21 protein-coding genes, 1 pseudogene and 1 riboswitch are annotated in these 21,741 nt (G+C 38.5%); of the genes and pseudogenes, 18 read left to right on the top strand and 4 right to left on the bottom strand.

Annotated elements, in window-relative coordinates:
- Nucleotides 1-312: 312 nt before the first annotated feature.
- From NSQ94_RS12470 to NSQ94_RS12460, 3 genes are all read left to right on the top strand, one after another.
- Complete coding sequence (locus tag NSQ94_RS12470; protein WP_063389410.1) at nt 313-876, top strand: FAD-dependent oxidoreductase; 564 nt, start codon at nt 313-315, stop codon at nt 874-876.
- Between the two features lie 312 nt (nt 877-1,188).
- Nucleotides 1,189-1,770 carry a cell wall hydrolase gene (locus NSQ94_RS12465; protein ID WP_063389409.1) on the top strand — a complete coding sequence of 194 codons (582 nt, stop codon included), beginning with the start codon at nt 1,189-1,191 and terminating at the stop codon, nt 1,768-1,770.
- A 225-nt stretch (nt 1,771-1,995) separates the two neighbouring features.
- A complete protein-coding gene (locus NSQ94_RS12460; protein WP_065095535.1) occupies nt 1,996-2,154 on the top strand; it encodes a DUF1540 domain-containing protein in 159 nt (52 codons plus the stop codon).
- 99 nt (nt 2,155-2,253) lie between these two features.
- Here the strand turns inward: NSQ94_RS12460 and NSQ94_RS12455 are convergent, their stop codons facing one another.
- The gene (locus tag NSQ94_RS12455) at nt 2,254-3,699 is read right to left on the bottom strand and encodes an N-acetylmuramoyl-L-alanine amidase (RefSeq protein WP_339229245.1); all 1,446 of its coding nucleotides are present in this window, start codon (nt 3,697-3,699) and stop codon (nt 2,254-2,256) included.
- 195 nt (nt 3,700-3,894) lie between these two features.
- Nucleotides 3,895-4,074: riboswitch (cobalamin riboswitch) on the top strand.
- A 110-nt stretch (nt 4,075-4,184) separates the two neighbouring features.
- Between NSQ94_RS12455 and NSQ94_RS12450 the strand changes: the two genes are divergently transcribed.
- The 9 genes from NSQ94_RS12450 to NSQ94_RS12410 all read left to right on the top strand — a co-directional run bounded on the left by NSQ94_RS12450 (nt 4,185) and on the right by NSQ94_RS12410 (nt 11,725).
- The gene (locus tag NSQ94_RS12450) at nt 4,185-5,153 is read left to right on the top strand and encodes an ABC transporter substrate-binding protein (protein WP_339229243.1); all 969 of its coding nucleotides are present in this window, start codon (nt 4,185-4,187) and stop codon (nt 5,151-5,153) included.
- The gene (locus tag NSQ94_RS12445; RefSeq protein WP_066251066.1) at nt 5,119-6,180 is read left to right on the top strand and encodes an iron ABC transporter permease; all 1,062 of its coding nucleotides are present in this window, start codon (nt 5,119-5,121) and stop codon (nt 6,178-6,180) included. The genes NSQ94_RS12450 and NSQ94_RS12445 overlap by 35 nt, the downstream gene beginning before the upstream one ends.
- A 4-nt stretch (nt 6,181-6,184) precedes the next feature.
- Nucleotides 6,185-7,648: an adenosylcobinamide amidohydrolase gene (locus tag NSQ94_RS12440; protein ID WP_339229241.1), complete on the top strand. Its 1,464-nt coding sequence runs from the start codon at nt 6,185-6,187 to the stop codon at nt 7,646-7,648.
- A gap of 230 nt (nt 7,649-7,878) precedes the next feature.
- Nucleotides 7,879-8,451: a bifunctional adenosylcobinamide kinase/adenosylcobinamide-phosphate guanylyltransferase gene (locus NSQ94_RS12435; protein WP_082829594.1), complete on the top strand. Its 573-nt coding sequence runs from the start codon at nt 7,879-7,881 to the stop codon at nt 8,449-8,451.
- Nucleotides 8,448-9,236, top strand: coding sequence for an adenosylcobinamide-GDP ribazoletransferase (gene cobS / locus NSQ94_RS12430; protein WP_144598464.1), 789 nt, complete (start codon nt 8,448-8,450; stop codon nt 9,234-9,236). Before NSQ94_RS12435 ends, cobS begins: the two co-directional genes overlap by 4 nt.
- Nucleotides 9,194-9,817, top strand: a complete 624-nt coding sequence (locus NSQ94_RS12425) for a histidine phosphatase family protein (RefSeq protein WP_339229239.1) — start codon at nt 9,194-9,196, stop codon at nt 9,815-9,817. The genes cobS and NSQ94_RS12425 overlap by 43 nt, the downstream gene beginning before the upstream one ends.
- A complete protein-coding gene (locus NSQ94_RS12420; RefSeq protein ID WP_339229237.1) occupies nt 9,814-10,206 on the top strand; it encodes a bifunctional adenosylcobinamide kinase/adenosylcobinamide-phosphate guanylyltransferase in 393 nt (130 codons plus the stop codon). Before NSQ94_RS12425 ends, NSQ94_RS12420 begins: the two co-directional genes overlap by 4 nt.
- A gap of 158 nt (nt 10,207-10,364) precedes the next feature.
- Nucleotides 10,365-11,087, top strand: a complete 723-nt coding sequence (locus NSQ94_RS12415; protein WP_327848553.1) for an AIR synthase related protein — start codon at nt 10,365-10,367, stop codon at nt 11,085-11,087.
- 242 nt (nt 11,088-11,329) lie between these two features.
- On the top strand, nt 11,330-11,725 hold the full coding sequence (locus NSQ94_RS12410) for a transposase (RefSeq protein ID WP_339229234.1): 396 nt from the start codon (nt 11,330-11,332) through the stop codon (nt 11,723-11,725).
- A gap of 437 nt (nt 11,726-12,162) precedes the next feature.
- On the opposite strand, the gene NSQ94_RS12405 is transcribed toward NSQ94_RS12410, so the two are convergent.
- Complete coding sequence (locus NSQ94_RS12405; protein ID WP_327848588.1) at nt 12,163-12,300, bottom strand: NAD-dependent epimerase/dehydratase family protein; 138 nt, start codon at nt 12,298-12,300, stop codon at nt 12,163-12,165.
- Nucleotides 12,301-12,495: 195 nt separating this feature from the next.
- Here NSQ94_RS12405 and NSQ94_RS12400 point away from each other — a divergent pair, with 195 nt between their 5' ends.
- Nucleotides 12,496-12,903, top strand: a complete 408-nt coding sequence (locus NSQ94_RS12400) for a hypothetical protein (RefSeq protein WP_327848589.1) — start codon at nt 12,496-12,498, stop codon at nt 12,901-12,903.
- Nucleotides 12,904-13,029: 126 nt separating this feature from the next.
- On the opposite strand, the gene NSQ94_RS12395 is transcribed toward NSQ94_RS12400, so the two are convergent.
- On the bottom strand, nt 13,030-13,686 hold the full coding sequence (locus NSQ94_RS12395) for a hypothetical protein (protein WP_327848590.1): 657 nt from the start codon (nt 13,684-13,686) through the stop codon (nt 13,030-13,032).
- 24 nt (nt 13,687-13,710) lie between these two features.
- Between NSQ94_RS12395 and NSQ94_RS12390 the strand changes: the two are divergent.
- A pseudogene (locus tag NSQ94_RS12390) lies at nt 13,711-14,125 on the top strand (transposase); the annotation flags it as partial.
- 300 nt (nt 14,126-14,425) lie between these two features.
- Here NSQ94_RS12390 and NSQ94_RS12385 read toward each other — a convergent pair.
- Nucleotides 14,426-15,007 carry a carbonic anhydrase gene (locus NSQ94_RS12385; RefSeq protein ID WP_066250848.1) on the bottom strand — a complete coding sequence of 194 codons (582 nt, stop codon included), beginning with the start codon at nt 15,005-15,007 and terminating at the stop codon, nt 14,426-14,428.
- Between the two features lie 768 nt (nt 15,008-15,775).
- Here NSQ94_RS12385 and NSQ94_RS12380 point away from each other — a divergent pair.
- The 4 genes from NSQ94_RS12380 to NSQ94_RS12365 all read left to right on the top strand — a co-directional run bounded on the left by NSQ94_RS12380 (nt 15,776) and on the right by NSQ94_RS12365 (nt 21,712).
- Complete coding sequence (locus NSQ94_RS12380) at nt 15,776-17,068, top strand: hemolysin family protein (protein ID WP_144598471.1); 1,293 nt, start codon at nt 15,776-15,778, stop codon at nt 17,066-17,068.
- A gap of 468 nt (nt 17,069-17,536) precedes the next feature.
- Nucleotides 17,537-18,892 carry an aspartate kinase gene (locus tag NSQ94_RS12375; protein ID WP_066250843.1) on the top strand — a complete coding sequence of 452 codons (1,356 nt, stop codon included), beginning with the start codon at nt 17,537-17,539 and terminating at the stop codon, nt 18,890-18,892.
- A gap of 420 nt (nt 18,893-19,312) precedes the next feature.
- Nucleotides 19,313-21,040 carry a methyl-accepting chemotaxis protein gene (locus NSQ94_RS12370; protein WP_066250837.1) on the top strand — a complete coding sequence of 576 codons (1,728 nt, stop codon included), beginning with the start codon at nt 19,313-19,315 and terminating at the stop codon, nt 21,038-21,040.
- A 210-nt stretch (nt 21,041-21,250) separates the two neighbouring features.
- Nucleotides 21,251-21,712 (top strand): MarR family transcriptional regulator, encoded by a 462-nt coding sequence (locus tag NSQ94_RS12365; protein WP_063389390.1) that lies wholly within the window; start codon nt 21,251-21,253, stop codon nt 21,710-21,712.
- The last annotated feature ends 29 nt before the right edge of the window (nt 21,713-21,741 follow it).

Below are 21,741 nucleotides of genomic sequence, written 5' to 3'. Positions count from 1 at the left end.
TACTGACTTTCATGTTTTTCTTCCTCCGGCGGACTTATGTAGCAGTTTTGTGGAACATTGCACATTGGGGTGTCGGAAGCCGCATAGCGAATTTTAATAGCGTTTTTTACTGTATTCTGAAAATAGATCAGTTGGGGATAAGCGGTTTTTACTTCGGGACTCCAGCCTACAAAAGGTTTTATGTTCAGCTGGAGAAGGGAGATTATATATGAATTTTTTAATTTTCAGAATTGGTAAGCAAGTTTCTTTACATTTTTTTTCGATTGCGCTTACAATGAAATTATAAACATTTTTTGCAAAGGAGGAGTTAAGATGTACGATGTGATTATTGTTGGTGCCGGTCCTGCGGGGGCAAGTGCTGCGTTGTTTACGGCGAAGGCTGGAAAGAAAACATTAGTTTTAGATCACGATAAATCAATGACGAAAAGGGCATGGATCGAAAACCACTATGGTGTTTTAGAAATTACAGGTCCTGATTTAATCGATATTGGGAAAAAACAGGCGGAAAAGTTTGGAGCAGAAATAAAAAACGAGCAAGTGGAAACAATTGAAACAAAACAGGATGGACACGTCGTCAAAACCGATGGCGGTTCGTATGAAGCGAAGCATGTCATTTTAGCGACAGGAGTATTGACGGATTTAGCCGAGAAAATTGGATTAAAAACAAAAGACGGAACAGAGCCTCGCATCAAAACAATATTCGATGTGGATTCAAATGGAAAAACAAATATTGACGGAATTTGGGCAGCAGGTACAGCTGCTGGCGTAAGTGTACATACAATCATTACCGCAGGTGACGGTGCAAAAGTGGCCATCAATGTCATCAGCGAGCTGAATGGCGAACGGTACGTCGATCATGATATATTGAAAAATTAATTTCAAAAAAGACAGGACATTCATTTGTCTTGTCTTTTTTTATGATTCAAAACTCGAATATAGGTGAAAGTCCAAAATCTGTAAATTGTTGAAACTTTATACCAATAGGAAATTGTTGTGGAAAAATATCTCTTGTGCAGGGAGGTTCTAAAAGAACAAAGTACAGTGTATTCAGCAAAATGTTTCCAAAAGACATAAGTAAATGCCGAACCTTTGCTGGAATATTTATGAATAATATGAAAAGATTTTTTAATGAATTCTAGATTAGAAGATGTTAGGGTAATAGAGAGCGAAAAAAAGGAGGTAGGATTTATGAAGAAAATAAAAAAATTCATCTTCTCCTCATTTATTGCTCTTGCTGCCATTGTTTTCACCGGACAAGGAAGTGAGGCAAGCGCTGCCTATTCGGTGAAAGAAGGAGATACACTCTGGAAAATTGGTCTAAAATACGGGGTTTCAGTTCAAAAACTAAAATCCGTTAACAATAAAACAACTGATGAACTATATGTTGGAGAAGAGTTGACTATTCCGCCAACTATCTCAGCAAGTGAAAAAGATTTATTGGCTAGATTAGTAGAAGCAGAAGCAAAAGGAGAACCATACGAAGGAAAAGTTGCGGTTGCCACTGTTGTATTAAATCGCGTAGACAGCCCTTTATATCCTGATACAATTACAGAGGTTATTTATCAAGATCGCCAATTTACTCCTGTAGCAAATGGAGAGATTAACAAGCCTGCAAGTGAGGAATCCAAAAGAGCAGTAAATGAAGCTTTGGCATTCCACGGTTTAGGTCAAGGCTCCCTGTATTTTTATAATCCGAAAAAGACGGACGACCAATGGGTTCGAACTAAAAACACAACAATTGTCATAGGCGATCACGTCTTTGCGAAATAAGGAAGCTGCTGCTTATCAGCAGCTTCCTTATTTTTTATTCCAGCACAACCGTTCCTAATGAAAAAAATCGAATCAAGCAAGGACGCTGGATTAAAATATTTTTCATCCCGTCATACTTTTTTGCCATGAGATGCATATTTTTAAAAAATTGTCATTGTCAAAAACTATTTGTGTCGTATCAAAACACCTTCCGATGGCAATTCTATAATTGGGAGGTGACATGCGATGGCACAAGACGTTTTATGTGAAGTAAACAACTGTAAATATTGGGCGGATGGAAATAGATGTTCAGCTGATTCCATTTATGTTGTCAGCCATTCGGGGAAAACCGCCAAAGATCAAAAGGAAACGGATTGCAAAACATTTGAACCGGAAACTTTCTAAATAATGGAGAGGGCCGAATTCCATTTCGGCTCTCTTTTATTATTGATAATGATTTTCAATTTTATTCACGTTAATTGGAAAATGGACCAAAAAAAATGATCATACATGTTTGTTTAATTCCGCAATCATGGAGGAAAGCTGTTGAACAGCGAATTGAAGGTTGGAACGGTAAATCGATAAAATCATTTCTCCGTAACGATCTCCAGGAACTGCCCACTTTCCATTTAATTCTTTCCAAGTGGTAGCTGATCCGCGCTTCACATAATGAAATCTTGGATCTACAAGCGGCTCATCACTTGGAAGAGGCTTTGTTGTCGCATAAGCAAACAAGTGCTGCAAATGAGCGAGAACTCCTTCTCTTGATGTGGAGAAGCTTGCTCCTCGGACATTCGGGCCTGTCGCTCCAATTCCGGCAAAATTGTTTTGGCTGCGGTCGACAACCCCGGTGAAGCGAAAATAGTTCGTCTCATGAATGGCTTGTGCGTAAGCGATATCACCGCGTATTCCGTATAGTTTGCTTAATTGGATATATAAATCGCCCAGTTGAGGTGCATCTGGATTCGTATTTTTTACGAACTGATCCAACAATGTTCCCGATAAAAGCGGTTCTCCTAAAATAGAAATGTCTTCTGTGGCGGATGCTTGCGGCTCTGATGTAGACAGCAAGCTGGCTAGTTGATTTTGCCTTGGCGGATTTGCTCGCTGCTCTTCGGGAGTTAAAATAAAAGCATCTTTATAGCCCAGCTGCACAAGTTTTGCCAGCTGCTCCTTCGCATTTTCCAAATGTTGAAAAGCCCCTGCTTGAACACGGTAAAAACTTGTGCCGTTAACATTAGCAGGTGAAATAAAACTGTCCACGTTTTTTCCCCTCAGTTCCTTTACGCGTTGTTCTGCATTTTTCCGCTCTTTGAAGGAACCGGCAATCACTTTGTAAAGCGTGTTGTTTGAAACAGGAGCCGACGGTTTTGTCGACGGCTTTTTTGTTGTGCTTGCCTTTCTCTTTAAATTAAGGGCTTTTCCTATTCCTTCCGCCACACTGGCGGCAAAATCACTTATAAAAGCAGAAGAGGTTAACAATTTGATATCGTTAGGATTATCGATAAATAATGTTTCCAAAAGAACCGCGGGCATTTTCGTTTCTCTCAACACAAAAAAATTGGCGCTTTTTTTTCCGCGGTCCTGTACGTTATATTTTGGCCCGATTACGCTCATAATATGATTATGAATGATGGAACGGTATTGAATCGTTTTATTGGATGCACCGCGGTTGTAAATATAGCTTTCAAATCCTGTTCCGCCCCCTGAATTGACATGGATGGAGCAGAAAAAATCGACATTTAGTCTGTTTGCCAAACTCGTTCTTTCTTCTAAACTGACAGTGCGATCGTTCGTTCGTGTCATCACGACATCTACTTGAAAGTTTTCTAGCAAATGGTCTCTGGCTATTAAGGCAATAGTCAGCGTAAAGTCTTCTTCTTCATAGCTTCTAAATGTTGCACCAGGATCACTTCCACCGTGGCCTGGGTCTAAAAGAACGACTGTCACTTATGGATCCTCCTTCGTTCCTAAAATCAATTACCCATCCATTAAAATTTTATTCATTTTTACGGTAATCGGTTCAAATCAACACGGTTGAATTGAAAACCTTATAAAAAGTCCAATATAAAACTTGACATAGCATTTTCACATTTTTTCTACCAGAACGGATTTGAATGATGTATAATTACATTCGTCGACAATTTCATTCAAAAGCAAACAGGTGCGGATACTTTTGTCCGCTTAAAAGGGAAGTTTGGTGAAAATCCAACGCGGTCCCGCCACTGTGAATGGGAGCAACCTGAAAATGCCACTGTGTCTACGGGAAGGTTCAGGGAGCGATGACCATGAGCCAGGAGACCTGCCTGTTTGAACACGCCTAAAAACCCTACGAGGATAGGGAGGTGTTTGAAAACAGAACAAAGCGATATGCTTGTTTTCAGACATCTTCTTATCAAAAAAAGAAGATGTTTTTTTATTGGAGGAGGAACGTCATGAAAAAGTTTTCTGCACTGTTTTTATCGTTATTGCTTTTAATTGGACTTCTAGTTGGCTGCGGACAAACGAATAATACAGAACAAAAAGAAAATAACAGCAACGCGAGCGAACAAACATCCAAATTATTCCCAGTTACAGTGAAGGACGCATTAGGTGAAGATGTAACAATCAAGGAAAAACCGAAGCGTATTGTTTCACTTATTCCAAGCAATACAGAAATTGTTTACACACTAGGGTTAGGCGATCAAATTGTTGGGGTAACAGAATTGGACAACTATCCGGAAGAAGTGAAAAACAAGGAAAAAGTCGGTGATATGAACTTCAACGTGGAAAAAATCATTTCTTTGAAGCCTGATCTTGTTTTGGCGCATGCTTCAAGCGCTGCAAATGCCAAAGAAGGATTAAACCAATTGAAAGAAGCCGGCATTACCGTATTTGTTGTTGAGAATGCAACATCGTTTGAACAAGTGTATCAAACTATTCAGACGATCGGGAAAATTACCGGAACGAAAGAAAAAGCAGATGAAATCGTTCAAAATATGAAAACAAAAGTAAATGAATTAAAAGAAAAAGCGAAAAATATAACAGATGCCGAAAAGCAAAAAGTGTTTGTCGAAATCAGTGCTCCGCCTCAGCTATATACAACAGGAAAAGGAACGTTTATGGATGAAATGCTTGCCATCATCAATGCGGAAAATGCAGCGGGCGATCAGGAAGGATGGCCGCAAATAACGGAAGAGGCGGTAGTGAAATTAAATCCTGATACCATCATCATCACCTATGGAAATTATGTTGAAAACGCAACTGAACAAGTTCTTGGCCGCAAGGGATGGGAAAATGTTACAGCCATTAAAGAAAAGCGTGTTTATGAAGTGAATGAAGATTTAGTGAGCCGTCCAGGTCCAAGATTGGTAGAAGGAGTAGAAGAACTTGCAAAAGCGGTTTACCCGGATGTATTCGAATAATAAACACGTGGTCGCCTATATGGTGACCGTTTGTTTTCTTGTTTTTTCTATTTTTCTTGGTGTTTCCATCGGGACGTTTCCAATATCATTTTTTGATATTTTGCAAATGATTGGGGACTCCCTTTTTCACATGGGTGGAAATGGCAGCGTTGATGAAAACACGCAAAATATCGTCATGAGTATCCGTTTGCCGCGCGTTATTTTGGCTGGCCTTGTCGGCGCTTCGCTAGCTCTGGCAGGGGCATCCTTTCAAGGACTTTTGCAAAATCCTTTGGCAGATCCTTATACGCTCGGCGTGTCTTCTGGTGCATCATTAGGAGCTGTTTTTGTTCTTTTTTTCGGGATTCACATTCCGTTTTTCGGATTTTTTACATTGCCGGTAGCCAGTATTTTAACCGGATTCATGACGATAATTTTTGTGATTTTTTTCGCAGGAATGATTGATAAAGCGATGAGGATTGAAACGATCGTGTTGACGGGAATCATCATGAGCTCCTTTTTAGGGGCTTTGATTTCTTTTATGATCGCGATGTCCGGTGAGGAATTGAGGCAAATCGTCAACTGGCTTCTAGGCAGCGTATCGATGCGCGGCTGGGTTTATGTTATGATGCTTTTGCCTTTTTTCGTCGTCGGCTCTTTATTGATTTTAGCCAACGGAACAGAGCTGAACGCGCTCGCCTTCGGAGAAGAAAAAGCGCATCAATTGGGGGTAAACGTGAAAAAGAGGAAATTATTGATCTTGACATCAGCCTCCATTTTAGCTGGTGCAGCCGTCGCGATAAGCGGAACGATCGGATTTGTAGGGCTTGTCGTTCCTCATTTGAATCGGCTGCTTTGGGGAAATGATTACCGGCATCTTCTACCCCTATCCGCTTTATTTGGGGCTGGCTTTTTAATTTTAGCAGACTTGGTATCGAGAACAATTATGTCGCCAACCGAACTTCCTATCGGTGTCATTACTGCATTGATTGGTGCTCCAAGCTTCGCGTTTATTTTAATGAAACAACGAATGGAAAGAAGAGGGTAGCAGCATGTTGCAGATCAAAAATATTGCCGGCGGATATCAACGGCGGAATATTATTGAAAATCTTTCTTTTATTGTAGAGAAGGGAGAAATGTTTGGCATTTTAGGACCGAATGGAAGCGGAAAAACGACGCTGTTAAAAATGATCGGCGGACTCATCCCTGTAAGAAGCGGCACAATTGAACTGGAGGGAAAACCGCTTCAAGCTTATTCCGCGAAACAGCTGGCACGTAAAATTGCCTCACTTCCGCAAAACAATACGCAAATGTTTGACTATACAGTTTGGGAGACGGTAGCGCTCGGCAGGTATCCGTTTCAGCGCGGATTTTTAAAACGGTTGACGTACGAAGATGAACAAGTAATCCAACAAGTTATGGAATTTACAAACGTAACCAAATTGAAGCATCTTTCGATCAAGCATTTAAGCGGGGGTGAGAAACAAAGAGTGTTTTTAGCTCAAGCACTCGCACAAAACCCATCTTTGCTTTTGCTTGATGAACCGACCAATCATCTTGATATTACCTATCAAAAAATGCTGCTTGACCAATTAAAAAAATGGACAAAGTCACATGGATTGACAGTAGTGTCTATTTTTCATGATATTAATTTAGCTAGTCTTTATTGCGACAAAATGCTTCTCTTAAAAAACGGCCAGTCCGTTCTGATTGATGATCCAAATGCGGTATTAAATGAAAAAACAATCCATCATGTATACGACGTTTCAGCGATTAAACAATCCCATCCAGAAATAGCACGCCCCCAAATGATGCTGTCACCTGAGCATAAGCATGATGAAAAAAAAGTTTTTACGAAAGAGGATGTTATTCAGACAAAGGAGCTTATTTATGTAAAAGCGGCATCTCCTCTTAAAACGTTTTCATCCGCAGTTGTCGGAGGCGGGTTTGGCTGGCATCGTCACTTTGTCAACCGACATGTATCAACAGACGATCATGTTTCTGGCAGCCAAACGGAGATGATAAATTTTTTGCTGGACAATGGTTTCAGCCCGAATGAAACAATCGGGATGCTGACGAGTTCTCATGTAGAAGACGGGGTTGTGGAAGAATGGGAAGAAGAGGGCATTTCGATAATTATCGTCGTTACAGCTTCTATATCACATGGTGCAGATGCATCCAAAAACATGGAAAAGCACGAACACGTTAGAGCAATCAACACTTGGATGTTCATAAACGGGCATTTATCTGACCAAGCCTTTATCGAGGGCATGGTGACCGCCACAGAAGCGAAAACGAAGGCTCTTTTTGATGAAGGAATCATCGATTCTGCCACCGGTTCGAGCGCAGCTGAAGCTTCAATGGATAGTGTGCTGCTGGCCGCAACACAAACGGGAAGCCTTCATCATCATGCCGGAACGGGCGCTACTCTCGGAAAGTTGATAGCCAAAGGGGTATATGAGAGCACGGTCAAAGCGATTCAAAATAACAAGCAGAGATGGACAATAAATGATTGATCATCCATTGCTCTTCTCTTAACCGCGATGAATAACATGTCCATTTATTTGGCAAAGCAGCCGCTTTTTTAACAGCCCTTGAACAACGTCATAGCGAAGAAAATAAATGACACGGGGCAGTGTGATAGAAATAGATATTCTTATGGTGGCTGTGCCGGCTTATTTTTTCGACCGTTTCCATGAAGATCTATTCCGTTTAAAAATAACCGGCTTCTTGAAGGTTTAAAGGAGTGAAAAAATTTGTGTTTACATTTATAACGGGCGGCGTAAGAAGTGGAAAAAGTTCATGGGCAGAACGTTACGTATTGAAACAGAGGAAAAAGGGCAGCCGGTTTGTGTACATTGCCACTTCTCAACCTACGGACGAAGAAATGAAACATAGAATTTTCCTTCATCAAAAGAGAAGAGAACAAAGTGATGTCGATTGGCTGGCAATAGAACAGCCGACGGATATTGGCAAGCTCAGTAAGACACTCACATCCAATGATCTCGTCTTGCTTGATTGCCTGACAACCCTTTTGACCAACGAGCTGTTTAAAAAGAATGAGGACTGGGTTGAAGATCCGCTTTATCGTCGGTTTGTGTTTGAAAAAATATGGAACGAACTCATGCTGTTCACTAAGTGCGCTCAATTTGTTCTTGTTTCCAATGAAGTCTGCTGGGAAGGGGCTTTGCGGTCAAAGCTTGTGTATCATTATATCCGTCTGCTCGGACATCTTCACCAACGGATAGTCGAGCGTGCAGATTTAGCGATCAGGATGGAATTCGGCGTTCCGATCGCAATGAAAGGAGAACTGGAATGAAATCGCTGAAAATGATGGTTTACGGATTTTTCTTCTCTGTTCAGTTTTTCACGATCATTCCGGTTCGGCGGGAATTTCCGGTTGATGAAAAACGGCTGAAAATTGCGGTACTAAGTTTGCCGGTTCTTGGGCTGCTCATCGGCTGTTTAGGGAGCCTCCTATTATTTTTATTAAAATCGTGGACTCCATTATCTGATGTGGCTGTTACTTTTTTTCTTTTCTTTTATTTTATCGCGATCACCGGAGGAATTCATTTGGACGGCTTTACAGATACGCTGGATGCGTATTTTTCCTATCGAGACAAAGAAAAAAGGCTTGAGATCATGAAAGATCCACGGGTTGGCACGTTTGGCGTTTTGTCTCTTATTTTTCTTCTTTCTTTTCGCTTTTTATTCATCTTTGAAACAACAGCTGGAAATTTGGACATTTTATTTGTAATGCTGATCCCGTTTTTTTCCCGTTTAATCTCCTGTCTGTTAATGATATTAGGACCGGGGATGGCAAAACAAGAAGGATTAGGCTACTTATTTTCTAACGCACTGTCGAAAAAAGACGTCATTGTTTTGATTGTTTATCTTTTATTGCTGTTATTCATTTTTCATCATTATACCCCGTTGTTGCTAATGTTGACCGTTTCCGCTTTTTTTCTGTATTTAGTTTTGAAACGTTTTTTTCTGCGGGCGTTCGGCGGTCTGACAGGAGATGCTATCGGAGCAGCCATTGAAGGAAGTGAAACAGTTTTATGGATGATGCTGTGGTTGTTACACTTATTCGCCATGGATTAACGGAAGCAAATATGCAAAAGCGGTATATTGGTTGGACGGACGAACCGCTCTCTCATGAAGGAAAAAAAGCATTGCAAAGTTTAGCATTTCCTTCCGAACCTGATCTTTTATTTACAAGTGATTTGCGTCGAGCGGCTGAAACTGCCCGGATTATTTATCCGAACAAACCGTATGCAGTATTAAAAGAACTGCGTGAAATAAATTTTGGCGAATGGGAAATGAAATGCTACCAAGAATTGAAAGAGGATGATCGTTACAGAAATTGGCTACGTGAATTTTGGCGATTTCCTCCCCCAAATGGTGAAGCATATGAGGTGTTTTCGAAAAGAGTTAAAAAGGGATGGGAGAAAATCATTAAGCATTTTTCTTCGATGGAAGTTGTTCACATTGCTGTTATTACTCATGGCAGAGTGATTCGCGAGCTTCTTTATCGATACAGCTTTAGCCGGAAATCTTATTTGGAGTGGCAAATAAAGCACGGCGCATTTTATTGTTTAACAGGAAAACGATCAGATGTAAGGAGAGGAAAAAGATGCATGTGGTTGTCGGGGGAGTCTTCAACGGGAAAAGAAAATGGGTGAAAAAATTTTATGCCTTGGACGATACCGCCTCCTATCAATGGTTTTGCGGATATGATGAACAGATACATATTGCTGATCTTTTCCATACAAAACAATTTGAAAAAATAACAATCATCGAAGGAATCGAACAGTATATCTTTCAGATTATGAATCAATTTGCAGAATGGCGGAACTATTGGGATATGATGGTCGAGGCATGGCGTGGATGGGAAAAAGAAGGGAAGGGGACAATCGTCGTCATCGGCAATGATATAACAAAAGGAATTGTACCGGTTGACCAACAAGAAAGACTTTGGAGAGATGCATGCGGTTTTTGCTTTCAAGATTTAGTCAAAAAAGCTGATCGCTTTGACATTATCTGGTACGGATTGAACGAAAGGCTGAAGTAAAACCGCTCTGAACGCGCCATCCTGAATTTAGTAGTGAAAGTTCTTTGAACATATATTTTTTAGGAAAAGCATACGTTTTTGCTTATCATCTTACTGCTTCAACTTCACGTGACCGTTAGATCGCACATCTTTAATTCAAAAAAAGGAGATTTTTTATCATGCGGGATGTGATTTTTCTGCCTAATGTCAGCGATGAGTATCTTGTCATTGCGGCTGATAATTCTGCTGGGGTGGGGGAAAAAGATTTCGATGTCGTACAGGTCGATTACGAGACCGTTGCATATTTTGGATTGCGTGTTGCTTTATCAGAATGTTTAGCAGTAGGCGCAACACCGATTGCGCTTGTAATCCAAAATTTTATCGGTGATGAAGAATGGGATCGGTTAAAAAAAGGCTGCTGCAAAATTTTTTCAGAATGTGACATGGAGCCGATCCCGATAACGGGCAGTACAGAAAGCAATTTTTCTATGGTTCAATCCGCAGTTGGAATTATCGTCATCGGGAAAGTGAAAAAAGATGAAATGAAGATAAAAAGAACGACCAAAGCTGCAAAATTTGCTTGCATTGGCAGACCGCTTGTAGGGGAAGAGGTCATCAAGAATAAGGAGGAAATCGCACCGCTTTCCCTTATTCAGAAACTTTTAGACCATAAATCTGTGTATGAAATCGTTCCCGTCGGCTCCAAAGGAATTCAATTCGAATGGAATGAATTATGTCAAGAAAATGGACTCAATCACTCAATGATTGTTTCAAAAAAAATTGATATAAAAAAATCAGCTGGACCTGCGACATGTTTTTTGCTCTCTTATGATCCAGCAGGGGAAAAGGACATTGCAGCCATTGCAGGCAGGCATTTTTATCGTTTGTATACAGGTGATTAAAAACATACTAAGATAAGTAGCACAGACCACGGCCATGGTCTGTGCTACTATTTTTTTATAGTAGAAGTGGAGAATAGGTCGTGACAGCCCCAGAACCTTAAGTTCGTAATGAAAAAACTGGCCTACTTCACTGCCCTTATAAGAATCAGTTTCAGTATGTTGGATCTTTGAGATCGTGTATAAGAAAAGGGAATCGATAAGGTGAAGTGAAGACTTCTACATAAAAATCGGGAGGAATGTATATGCAAAGCGTCATTGCTTTTGATGTCAGTATGGGAAAAAGTTATATGATGATTTATAACGCTGCACGTTCTTGTATTTTTGAGGGGGAAATTTTGCATAATCGCCCCCATTTTGAACAGCTAAATAAACGAATCATCGATTTAGTACAAAAAGATGGACAAGTTCCAGCCATTGTATTTGAAGCAACAGGCGTGTATTCCCGACCATTAGAGCGCTTTATGAATGATCACGGTTTTCCGTACTGTCTGTTAAATCCCCTTGAATCAAAGATTCAAACGGCTACTATGCGCATTCATAAAACCGATAAAAGTGATGCCCACAACCGAACGGCGCATAAAAAAACCGCAGGACAACTACTTCGACCAAATGCGTGCGCTTTCCCGATACTATCATGAATTAGACGAAGAACTAGCGATGCTTCGAAGTAGAATGCACACTTTACTACAACTGACTTTCCTAGAAATGGAATCGCTGTTCACACAAAAATCCGATAAGCACTGTACGAATGCCATATGCTTCTACTTGTTTAGCTTTGTTTTCCCAGTCATATACAGTCTTACCTAAAAAATCATTTGATGTTTCTAACGAAGCTTCCGTATATACATCATTTATTGATGGTGGATAAATACCGATTGCACTTGCATTGATAAATATGGTTGGTTTTTTAGGCAATAGTGAGATTATTCGTATTAACTCATCTGTTGCTACCATCCGACTGTTATAAATTTTTTTCTTATGGTTCGTATTCCATCTTCCATCGTTTATTGAAACCCCTGCTAAATTAATAAATACATCGGCATCTCTTATTTCATTTTCAGGAGAAATCCCTTCTTCAAGCCATTGTATATAATAAACATTCCCTGAAGTTTGCCTTCCTAGTTAAGATAATAATTTTATGTCCTTCATTAAGAAGGAGCTCAGTCAATTTCTGTCCGATAAATCCTGAACCACCAGCAATAACGATCTTCATTTTATCCCTCCCTCTATAAATGTTCTTTTCAAAATTATTTAATTAATTTAAAGTAAAAAAATCTAATTCTCTTACTTTTTATGGAAATATTTAAATCTAATTATAGCCTGTTTCCTTAATCATCAAAATTTTAAGACAAATATATGGTATTATTAGGATAAAAATAAAAATTATTTATTTTAAGGAGATAAAATCATGGTATTAGAGACCATCCCTATTTTATCCGTATTATTGATTGGATTTGCCACTTTTCTTATCCTGAGTGGAAGAAAGAAAAGAAAAGATTCGCTTCCTTTGTTATTTCTTATTTTAAATGGGGTATTGCTTGTAGCAATGCTAACCTTTTTTGTTAACTACCTTTGGAACACCAATATCTTTTCTAATACTCCAGCTTGGTTTTTCTGGTCTTTAATCATTCTAGGTCTTGTAATCGAGATATTCTGTCTATACAAAAAATATGTTCCTGGTCAGATCATTGCTTCTGCAACTCATTTATTCGTCGTGTTTGCAACAATCTTTTCAATTGGAATCATCTTGTTACTATTAGCTGTAATTGAGTTAATCATAGCAATTATCAATCTAAAAAAAGAAACTATGGATTAGCAAGTTAAATAGAAATGAATAACAATCATCTTTAGATTTCATAAATAAAATAATAAAAAATCGCCCTGTCACCGTGACATTAATATTAACAAGGCGATTTTTTTACCTGACAAGAGGTTAATTTTCTTAAATTAGAGCAGTACTATAACTTAACCAACTTGAACATCCACCACTTGCATAGGTTGAAACATTACCGGATGCACTTCCATTGTAATAAACAGTTATGTTATTCGTATTGTAATATACATAGGTAGTCGGTTGACCTACGCAAAATGCAATATTACGCATAGTTGATTTGGTTTTTGCCTGTGCATTTCTGCCACCAACAAAAGCATGTGAAAGATTGTGGCTGCTTTCACTCCATCCAGTTGCTGTAAGCCATTCTCTTCTATCTCTTGCAGTGTAGGAAGTTACGGAACTACCATTACAATTAAATGTCATCTCGGTTTCTACTTTATTAACTTGAAGATTAATAGGATCGACCCATTTTTCAAAAGATTCGAATTGTCCTTTAAATTCAGGAACTCTCGCTTCCATTTTGCCGAGCTGATCCACTTGTTTTTCAAAGTCCGTTCTTCCAGAAACGCCTTCATTCTCCATGTAGAATTTATAACGGTCACGGGCAGCAACGGCATCTTCATACTCTTGTTTGATGGACTTGGAGAAAAGCATCTTCCCTTTTAGGAACGGGTTATGCTCATATTTCTCGACAATGGCTTGCTGCTTTTCGTAATCACTTAGATAACCTTCTGCGCGCTCTAAACGTGACCGGTTCTGATCCACACGGTGAATTTCCCCTTGTAGAATGAATATCAAATATTAATCAGTATTCCTGGTATAGGGAAAAATACAGCCGTTCGTTTGATTGGAGAAATAGGCGACATGACACGCTTCGAAAATCATAAGCAACTCAATGCCTATGCAGGAATGTGATATAAGGCGTTTTCAATCAGGCACATTGTTTTACAAAGATAAAATCAATAAGCGTGGCAACAGTCATCTGCGCAAAATCCTTTATTTTACGATTCAAAATATGATCCAAAAGCGACGCTTTGGACACAATCATTTTGTAGAATACTACGACAAATTAAAAACGCAACCCTATAACAAATGTCATAAAGTTGCGTCCATCACATGTGTGAATAAGTTATTGAAGTGCCTCTTCCACCTTATTACACACAATTTAACTTACAATTACGAAATCGCTTCAGTATCTTCGTAATTGTATAGGAAAAGTATAACATATTTGATCTAGCGAAAAAAAGCAAAAATCGCTAGGTTTATTTGGCATGCGAAAATCTTTTTTTGGCGGAGGGGGTACCCCTTCCGCCAAAAAAAGATTCATTATCTCAAATAACTATTGATAAACCTCTTGACTAATCGTAAGAAGGGGCTGTCTTAGAAAGTCAAATCGCCATTGAAAACAAAAAATCATAAACACCGATATATCAACGTTTCTAAAACATTAATGGGGGCGTCTATAAGCCGTAAAAACGACTTATTAGACCCCCCTCAAAGCAGATTATCGTTGATCAACGGTTTCGTTTTCATAACCATTGACAATAAGGTCTAGTTTTCCAGTATTAGGATCAATAACGAGTCCGTGTACCGGAATATTTTTCGGCATGAGCGGATGGTTTTTAATGATCTCAACGCTTTTTGCGACACTGTCCTCTACCTTGTCAAACCCTTTAAACCATGTTTTCAGTTCGATGCCTGCATTTTCTAATGTTTTAATTGTGTTTTCATCTACGCCGCGTTCTTTCAGCTTGGCAATTAGCTCTTCTGGATTTATTGACGACATGCCGCATTGATGATGGCCGATAACCATTACTTCATCTGCTTGAAGTTCATAGACGGCCACTAAAATGGAACGCATTGTTGAACCGAAAGGGTGTGTCAACACGGCACCTGCATTTTTTACCATTTTGACATCCCCATTTTTAATGTTCAAAGCTTTTGGCAGTAATTCAACAAGTCTTGTGTCCATGCAAGTGAAAATGACAAGATGTTTATTGGGAATGTTAGATGTTTCATATGGTATATACTCTTTATTTTTAACAAAATTTTCGTTGAAGGATAAAATATCGTTCAATACACTCATGTTTTCAACCCTTTCTTTTTATTGACTAAAGTATAAAATTTTTTTATGTTTGGCAAGTCAGAATTCGGCTGTCTAGCCGTTTTTCAGAGATTTCTGGCATTTAACTATAAAGACGAGCCGAGGTCCTTGACATTTATTATACATGATTTGCAGGAGTTTAACGATTTTCTCTATACGAAAACGTTGACTACATAGTTTTTATTTAGTACATTAAAAATAATTTAATGATTAGGAGTGACTACATGATGGAAAATTTAGGGCTAGATTAGGAGGTCTTTTGCCACAATGAAATCTGCATACTCTCCTGCCTCTGAACATCCATCTTTGAAGTTTGGAAACGAACAAATGAATGGGAAATGGAAAACATAAGAAATTTTCTTAAAAAAATAAAACAGTATTGTCAAAAATGAAAGGTTGGCTGTTCATAAAAAAGACAAATTCTAAACTTTCCAGCTGATCAATGGAAGCAATCAATGCAAGAAATTCATTGTAAATTGGCTGGTTAAGACGTAAGTAAAGAATATCATTTTGCTTATATGGAAAATTTTTCATAATAATGAAAATGATTCATAAACAGCTAAAACAGCGTGAGTTTTACTTTGTTGCGCACAAAAACGTGATGAAAAAGTTGTCAAAACAAAGTGTCAAACTCGTAAAGGTGCTTCTGTTCATTTTTCATTTATCATATAATTTTTCTATAGAAAAGAATAATAAGAACAGAAAATAGGAGGTGTATTCCTTACTGATTTTAACCAGTAAGGAGAATATTTGGAAATATTGAATTTAGTGCTTGTGGCGCTTTTAATTGCTCTTACAGCATTTTTTGTTGCTTCTGAATTCGCAATCGTGAAAGTCCGTACTTCTAGAATTGATCAGCTGGTGATGGAAGGAAATAAAAAAGCGATTGCAGCTAAAAAGGTGATCGCTAATTTAGATGAATATTTATCAGCTTGTCAGCTAGGGATTACGATTACTGCATTAGGATTAGGCTGGATTGGCGAACCGACGGTCGAACATTTATTGCATCCAGTTTTTGAATACTTCAACCTGCCTGAATCGGTAACAGCCTTATTATCCTTTGTTGTAGCGTTTTCAGTAGTTACATTTTTGCATGTAGTTGTTGGGGAATTAGCGCCAAAAACTTTCGCGATTCAAATGGCGGAAAAAATTACATTAAGGTTTGCCCGCCCGCTCATTCTTTTTGACAAAATCATGAAACCGTTTATCAAAACGTTAAATGGATCCGCTCGATTGCTGACAGGATTATTTGGATTACAACCAGCTAAGGAGCATGACATTGCCCACTCAGAGGAGGAGCTTCGCATTATTTTGTCCGAAAGCTATAAGAGCGGTGAAATAAACCAATCTGAATATAAATATGTCAACAATATTTTTGAGTTTGACAATCGAATTGCTAAAGAAATCATGGTTCCAAGAACAGAAATTGTCGCTTTTGATAAAGACATGAAATTAAAAGATTGCATTCCCATTGTGATGGAGGAGCATTACACGCGCTATCCCGTATTTAATGGCGATAAAGACAATATGATCGGAATTGTGAACATGAAAGAAGTACTCGCCGATTATGTCAAAGGAATTGATGAAGAGAAAACTGTCAGCGAATATGTTCGGCCAGTCATTCATGTTATTGAAACGATCCCTATCCATGATCTGTTAGTCAAAATGCAAATGGAACGCATCCATATGGCCATTTTGATTGATGAATATGGCGGTACAGCAGGTTTAGTAACAGTCGAAGATATTTTGGAAGAAATCGTTGGGGAAATTCGCGATGAATTTGATGCTGATGAAGTACCGCAAATTAAGAAAATTAATGATTCCAAAACAGTTGTGGATGGAAAAGTTTTGATAGAGGAAGTAAATGATATTTTTGGTCTCCAGATTAAAGAAACCGATGTTGACACGATCGGCGGATGGATTTTGACACAGAAAATGGATGCGAAAGTTGGAGATGAAATTGATTTTGATCAATATTCATTTAAAATTTTAGACATGGATGGGTTTCATGTCAAAACAGTTGAAATTGCTGAAAGAAAGTAATGTAAAATAACTTAGATGTGTACCGATCTTCTCTTATATAAAGGAGGAGGTCGGTTTTTTGCATTCGAATGGCTCATCAATTTTATGATAATACGCAAGAAAAATTTCATGATCAATTACAGGAACGCTTGCTCGATTGTGCACGAGTTTGGGCAATTTGGAATCTTTCCTCATTGCCGTCTATATATACGGATGGCATTCCTGCTAATGAATGGGGATAAGGAGCTCGAATATCATAATTAAAGGGTGTATAAAAAGTGAATCTTATCTGCCAAAGCATAAAAGCGGTAAAGCATCACAACGTTATTTGTTTACATGTATTCGGAAGGGTATTGTATTGTAAAATTTTTTTGACATGGTTCAATGCTATAATGGAAAAAAAGCTTGCAACAATGATGTATAAAAGAGATAATAAGATTTATAAAATTTTAAAATTTTGCTAGATTATTGGTAGGGGTTGTAGTAAATATGAAAGTTGTAAAATTTGGTGGAACGTCCGTTGCATCAGGACAACAAATTAAAAAAGTGTTCGACATCGTCACATCTGATCCGAAAAGAAAAATTGTCGTTGTTTCGGCTCCTGGCAAAAGATTTAAAGAAGATGTGAAAGTGACCGACTTATTAATAAAGTGCGGGGAAGAATATTTGAACAATGGCAGCGTAAAGGAAACATATGAAGCTGTTGTGAACAGATATGTTGAAATTGCTAAAGAATTAGGATTATCTAATGATATTATTGATCGAATTTCTGCTGATTTGCAAGAAATTTTACATGGGGACAAATCAAATCCTGCTCGTTTTATGGATGCGGTGAAGGCCAGCGGTGAAGATAATAATGCAAAACTGATCACTGCGTATTTTCAATCGCGCGGAGTTGAAGCCCATTATGTGAATCCTAAAGAAGCAGGGCTTATTGTGAGCGATGAACCAGGCAATGCACAAGTGCTTCCGGAAGCCTATGAAAATTTAAAAAAGCTTCGTGATCGCTCAGGAATTCTGATTTTTCCTGGATTTTTCGGCTATTCAAAAGACGGAAAGCTCGTCACCTTTTCACGTGGCGGTTCCGATATAACCGGTTCTATTTTGGCCAACGGGGTCGGAGCGGAAATATATGAAAACTTTACGGACGTAGATGCGGTCTATTCTGTAAATCCAAATTTTGTTGAAAATCCGAAAGAAATTCGGGAGCTTACATATAAAGAAATGCGTGAGTTATCTTACGCTGGCTTTGCAGTATTTCATGACGAAGCACTTATTCCGGCATTCCGTGCAGGAATCCCGGTAAATATTAAAAACACCAATAATCCATCGGCTCCTGGTACAAAAATTGTACATGAACGAACAGATTCTAACGGCCCTGTCGTAGGTATCGCTAGTGATACCGGTTTTTGCAGCATTTATGTCAATAAATATTTAATGAACAGAGAAATCGGTTTTGGCCGAAGATTGTTGCAAATTTTAGAAGATTTTGGGCTGTCATATGAACATACACCTTCTGGAATTGATGACATTTCTGTCATTTTGCGCCAGGATCAGTTTGATTCGGAAACAGAACGGAAAGTTGTAGAGCGGATCAAAAAGGAACTGGAAGTCGATAATATAGAAGTTGCTTATGATTTAGCGGTAATTATGATTGTTGGCGAAGGAATGCGGAAAAATGTCGGAACGATGGCCAGAGCTGCAACAGCGCTTGCAAACAGCGGTGTGAACCTTGAAATGATCAATCAAGGGTCATCAGAAGTGAGCATGATGTTTGGCGTAAAAGGAACGGATGAAAAGAAAGCTGTAAAAGCGTTATATGAAGAGTTTTTTGGGACTAAATAACTTAATCAAAATTGTCCACGCCTGCAGACAAAATGTATTTTCTGTCTGCAGGCTGTTTTTTTTGTTGGAACAGGTAAGACATTTATGGAGATCCGGGACTTTTTTTCTGATGAATGAGTGGCTTTTTCTTTGAAAATAGCAAGTTCATTCTCCATTTCAAAAACGAGCGATTTTACTTTTTGCTTTCTAAAAGGGCAGTCTATTTATTGAAAAACATATGGCGGCTTTACATATGCGGTTTCAAGCGGATTAAAAAAGATTTTGCAGAAAAAGTTATGGTAAACGGTCGTATGCCTCTTAAAAAGCTAGTCGTCTGAAGCATTGATGATGAAACTAGGACGATTTTACTATTCTTTAAAAATGATGAATTTTGCACCGATATAAATAAAAAAGGGGTTTGGGAAGGGGATCGTAGATCATATGAAAAAGAATAAAACAGTGACAAGGATCACTACTTCCAAAAAGCAAGGCGGATTGAGAAGAAGGCTGCTCAGAAGCTTTGGAATATTAATGCTGCTAACATGTTTAATGGCCGTTATTAATTTTGGGGTATTAAAAAATTTAACAAATCATACGGAAAGCATCATGAAGGAAGATGTAGAAGGACTGATCCAAAACGAGAAAATGCGATACAATATTGCAGAACGCATTTCATTAATAAACCAGTTTCTTCTATATGGGGACCGAGACATTCGTCAAAAATACGAAGAATTGGCAAAACAGAGCAGCGAGATTCAAAAGCAGTTATTGAAATTGAATTCTTCACAGCAAATGAAGGATTTAGTTGCGAAATGCCACCAATGGGAATTGCTTGTCCGACACGAGGTTTTATTCGACTATGATATGGGGAAAAAGAATGATGCTTTAAAGCAAATGAAAGAAAGTGTACAACCGCTTGGGGAAACGATTATTCAAGAATTTGAAAAAGTGACGTCAGATCGACAAAACGATGTAATCAAAAGCGGAAATAATATGATTCAACTTAGCAATCTATCTATCATCATCATATTAGCTGTTTTGGCCTCCATACTTTTAATCGGTTTCATCATGTCCTTTAAAATGGCTCGTTCCATTACGAATCCTTTGATCAAAATCGCCGGCCAAATGGAGCAAATATCTAAGGGAAATCTAATATTGGAACCGTTATCAATAAAGTCGAAGGATGAAATCGGCGAATTGATGGAAGCTGTCAACGAAATGGGGAATCAGCTTCGAAAGATCGTGCAAGACATTCATCATGCTTCAGATACTATGTCAAAACAAAGCAGCGATTTGCTTTCTTCCTCTAAAGAGCTAAAAGAAGGAAGCAACCAAATCGCTGCGACGATGCAAGAGCTGTCGGCTGGAGCAGAATCGCAAGCTAATTCTGCCTCAGAGCTTTCTGAAGCAATGGGTATGTACATGGATAAGATTTATCAAATACATAGGAATGGAAAAGAAATGTTTGATAAATCGAGAGAAGTGCTGGAGTTGACGGACAATGGCAGCAAGCTGATGAATCAATCGAAAAAACTTTTTGATTATATGTTTACAGGCATGCAAAGCAATATGAAAAAAATTAAAAAACTTGATGAACGCTCAAAACAAATTTCCAAACTCGTTGAAGTTATTCAATCTATAGCTGATCAAACAAATTTGCTCGCGCTAAATGCAGCGATTGAAGCGGCTCGAGCGGGGGAACATGGAAAAGGATTTGCAGTAGTTGCAGACGAGGTCAGAAAATTGGCTGAACAAGTTTCCAGTTCCGTTGTGGATATTCAAAAAATCGTGGAAGAAGTCCATAGCGAGACGAATAAAGTGACGAAAAGCTTTGAATTAGGATTTCAACAAGTAGAATCGGGAATGGATTCAATGAACGAAACGAGTGCCGCATTTCAACAAATTAAAGAAACGATTAAAGAAATTTCCGAAAGAATCAACAATGCTCAAAATGATTTAACTGACATGTTATCAACGAGCGAATCGATTAATGATTCGATTTCCAACATCGCATCGATTTCGGAAGAGGCGGCTGCAGGTATTGAACAAACATCAGCTTCAGCAGCAACGGCAAATGGATCAGCGGCAACCATTGCTTCACATGCCGAATCCATGTCAAATCTGGCTGGAGATTTGCAATCTTTAGTGAAAAGGTTTCAAGTTCAATAATCAATTTTTACGAACCGTATGACAAAATAAAAGGATGAATGGACTGTAAAGCGTGCAAGCATCTTGCTGCACGCTTTTATTTTTTTCGATAAGAAAAGATTTTGACTGACTGTTTGGTAGAGCACACTTTTAAAATGACAGCGTTTACATAAACTGTTTTTTCCATTAAAATGAGCATTATAAAATAAAAAAAGGAAAAGGGGATTGGAAATGTTTTTTTCCTATACTCAAGAAGAAATGGAGAGGGCTTTAAACTTGTTTCATACGCTTGCAAAAGCGTATAAAAACGTTTCGGATCACGCCAATCGAGACAGCAAGGAGCATGGTTTGAATCCAACCGAATATGCTGTATTGGAGCTTCTGTACATAAAGGGTCCGCAAAAACTTCAGCAAATCGGGTCAAAACTATTGCTTGTCAGCGGTAATGTAACTTATGTTATTGACAAGCTTGAAAAAAACGGATGGATTTATCGGGAAAAAAATCCGAAAGATAAACGGTCAGTTTATGCAAATTTATCGGAGAAGGGGCGCCAATATTTTGATGAAATATATCCGATCCGCGCCTTAAGGATGGCGAGAGTTTTTTCCGGCCTATCCGAAGAAGAACAAGTGCAATTGATCGAACTGTTAAAAAAAGCTGCAGACTCCAGCAATAGTGTGCTGTTTCGATAATTTTTATGAATGAAATTCTATGTAATTAT

It is taken from the genome of Aeribacillus sp. FSL K6-2833 (assembly GCF_037965815.1).
Classification (GTDB): Bacteria; Bacillota; Bacilli; order Bacillales; family Aeribacillaceae; genus Aeribacillus; species Aeribacillus composti.
The sequence above is the reverse complement of the archived record's forward strand: the minus strand, read 5'-3'. Positions and strand labels throughout refer to the sequence as shown.

Coding starts and splice junctions, on each gene's coding strand:
- NSQ94_RS12470 (WP_063389410.1), top strand. CDS start 313: ATGTACGATGTGATTATTGTTGGTGCCGGTCCTGCGGGGGCAAGTGCT.
- NSQ94_RS12465 (WP_063389409.1), top strand. CDS start 1,189: ATGAAGAAAATAAAAAAATTCATCTTCTCCTCATTTATTGCTCTTGCT.
- NSQ94_RS12460 (WP_065095535.1), top strand. CDS start 1,996: ATGGCACAAGACGTTTTATGTGAAGTAAACAACTGTAAATATTGGGCG.
- NSQ94_RS12450 (WP_339229243.1), top strand. CDS start 4,185: ATGAAAAAGTTTTCTGCACTGTTTTTATCGTTATTGCTTTTAATTGGA.
- NSQ94_RS12440 (WP_339229241.1), top strand. CDS start 6,185: ATGTTGCAGATCAAAAATATTGCCGGCGGATATCAACGGCGGAATATT.
- cobS (WP_144598464.1), top strand. CDS start 8,448: ATGAAATCGCTGAAAATGATGGTTTACGGATTTTTCTTCTCTGTTCAG.
- NSQ94_RS12425 (WP_339229239.1), top strand. CDS start 9,194: ATGGATGATGCTGTGGTTGTTACACTTATTCGCCATGGATTAACGGAA.
- NSQ94_RS12415 (WP_327848553.1), top strand. CDS start 10,365: ATGCGGGATGTGATTTTTCTGCCTAATGTCAGCGATGAGTATCTTGTC.
- NSQ94_RS12410 (WP_339229234.1), top strand. CDS start 11,330: ATGCAAAGCGTCATTGCTTTTGATGTCAGTATGGGAAAAAGTTATATG.
- NSQ94_RS12405 (WP_327848588.1), bottom strand. CDS start 12,300: ATGAAGATCGTTATTGCTGGTGGTTCAGGATTTATCGGACAGAAATTG.
- NSQ94_RS12400 (WP_327848589.1), top strand. CDS start 12,496: ATGGTATTAGAGACCATCCCTATTTTATCCGTATTATTGATTGGATTT.
- NSQ94_RS12385 (WP_066250848.1), bottom strand. CDS start 15,007: ATGAGTGTATTGAACGATATTTTATCCTTCAACGAAAATTTTGTTAAA.
- NSQ94_RS12375 (WP_066250843.1), top strand. CDS start 17,537: ATGAAAGTTGTAAAATTTGGTGGAACGTCCGTTGCATCAGGACAACAA.
- NSQ94_RS12370 (WP_066250837.1), top strand. CDS start 19,313: ATGAAAAAGAATAAAACAGTGACAAGGATCACTACTTCCAAAAAGCAA.
- NSQ94_RS12365 (WP_063389390.1), top strand. CDS start 21,251: ATGTTTTTTTCCTATACTCAAGAAGAAATGGAGAGGGCTTTAAACTTG.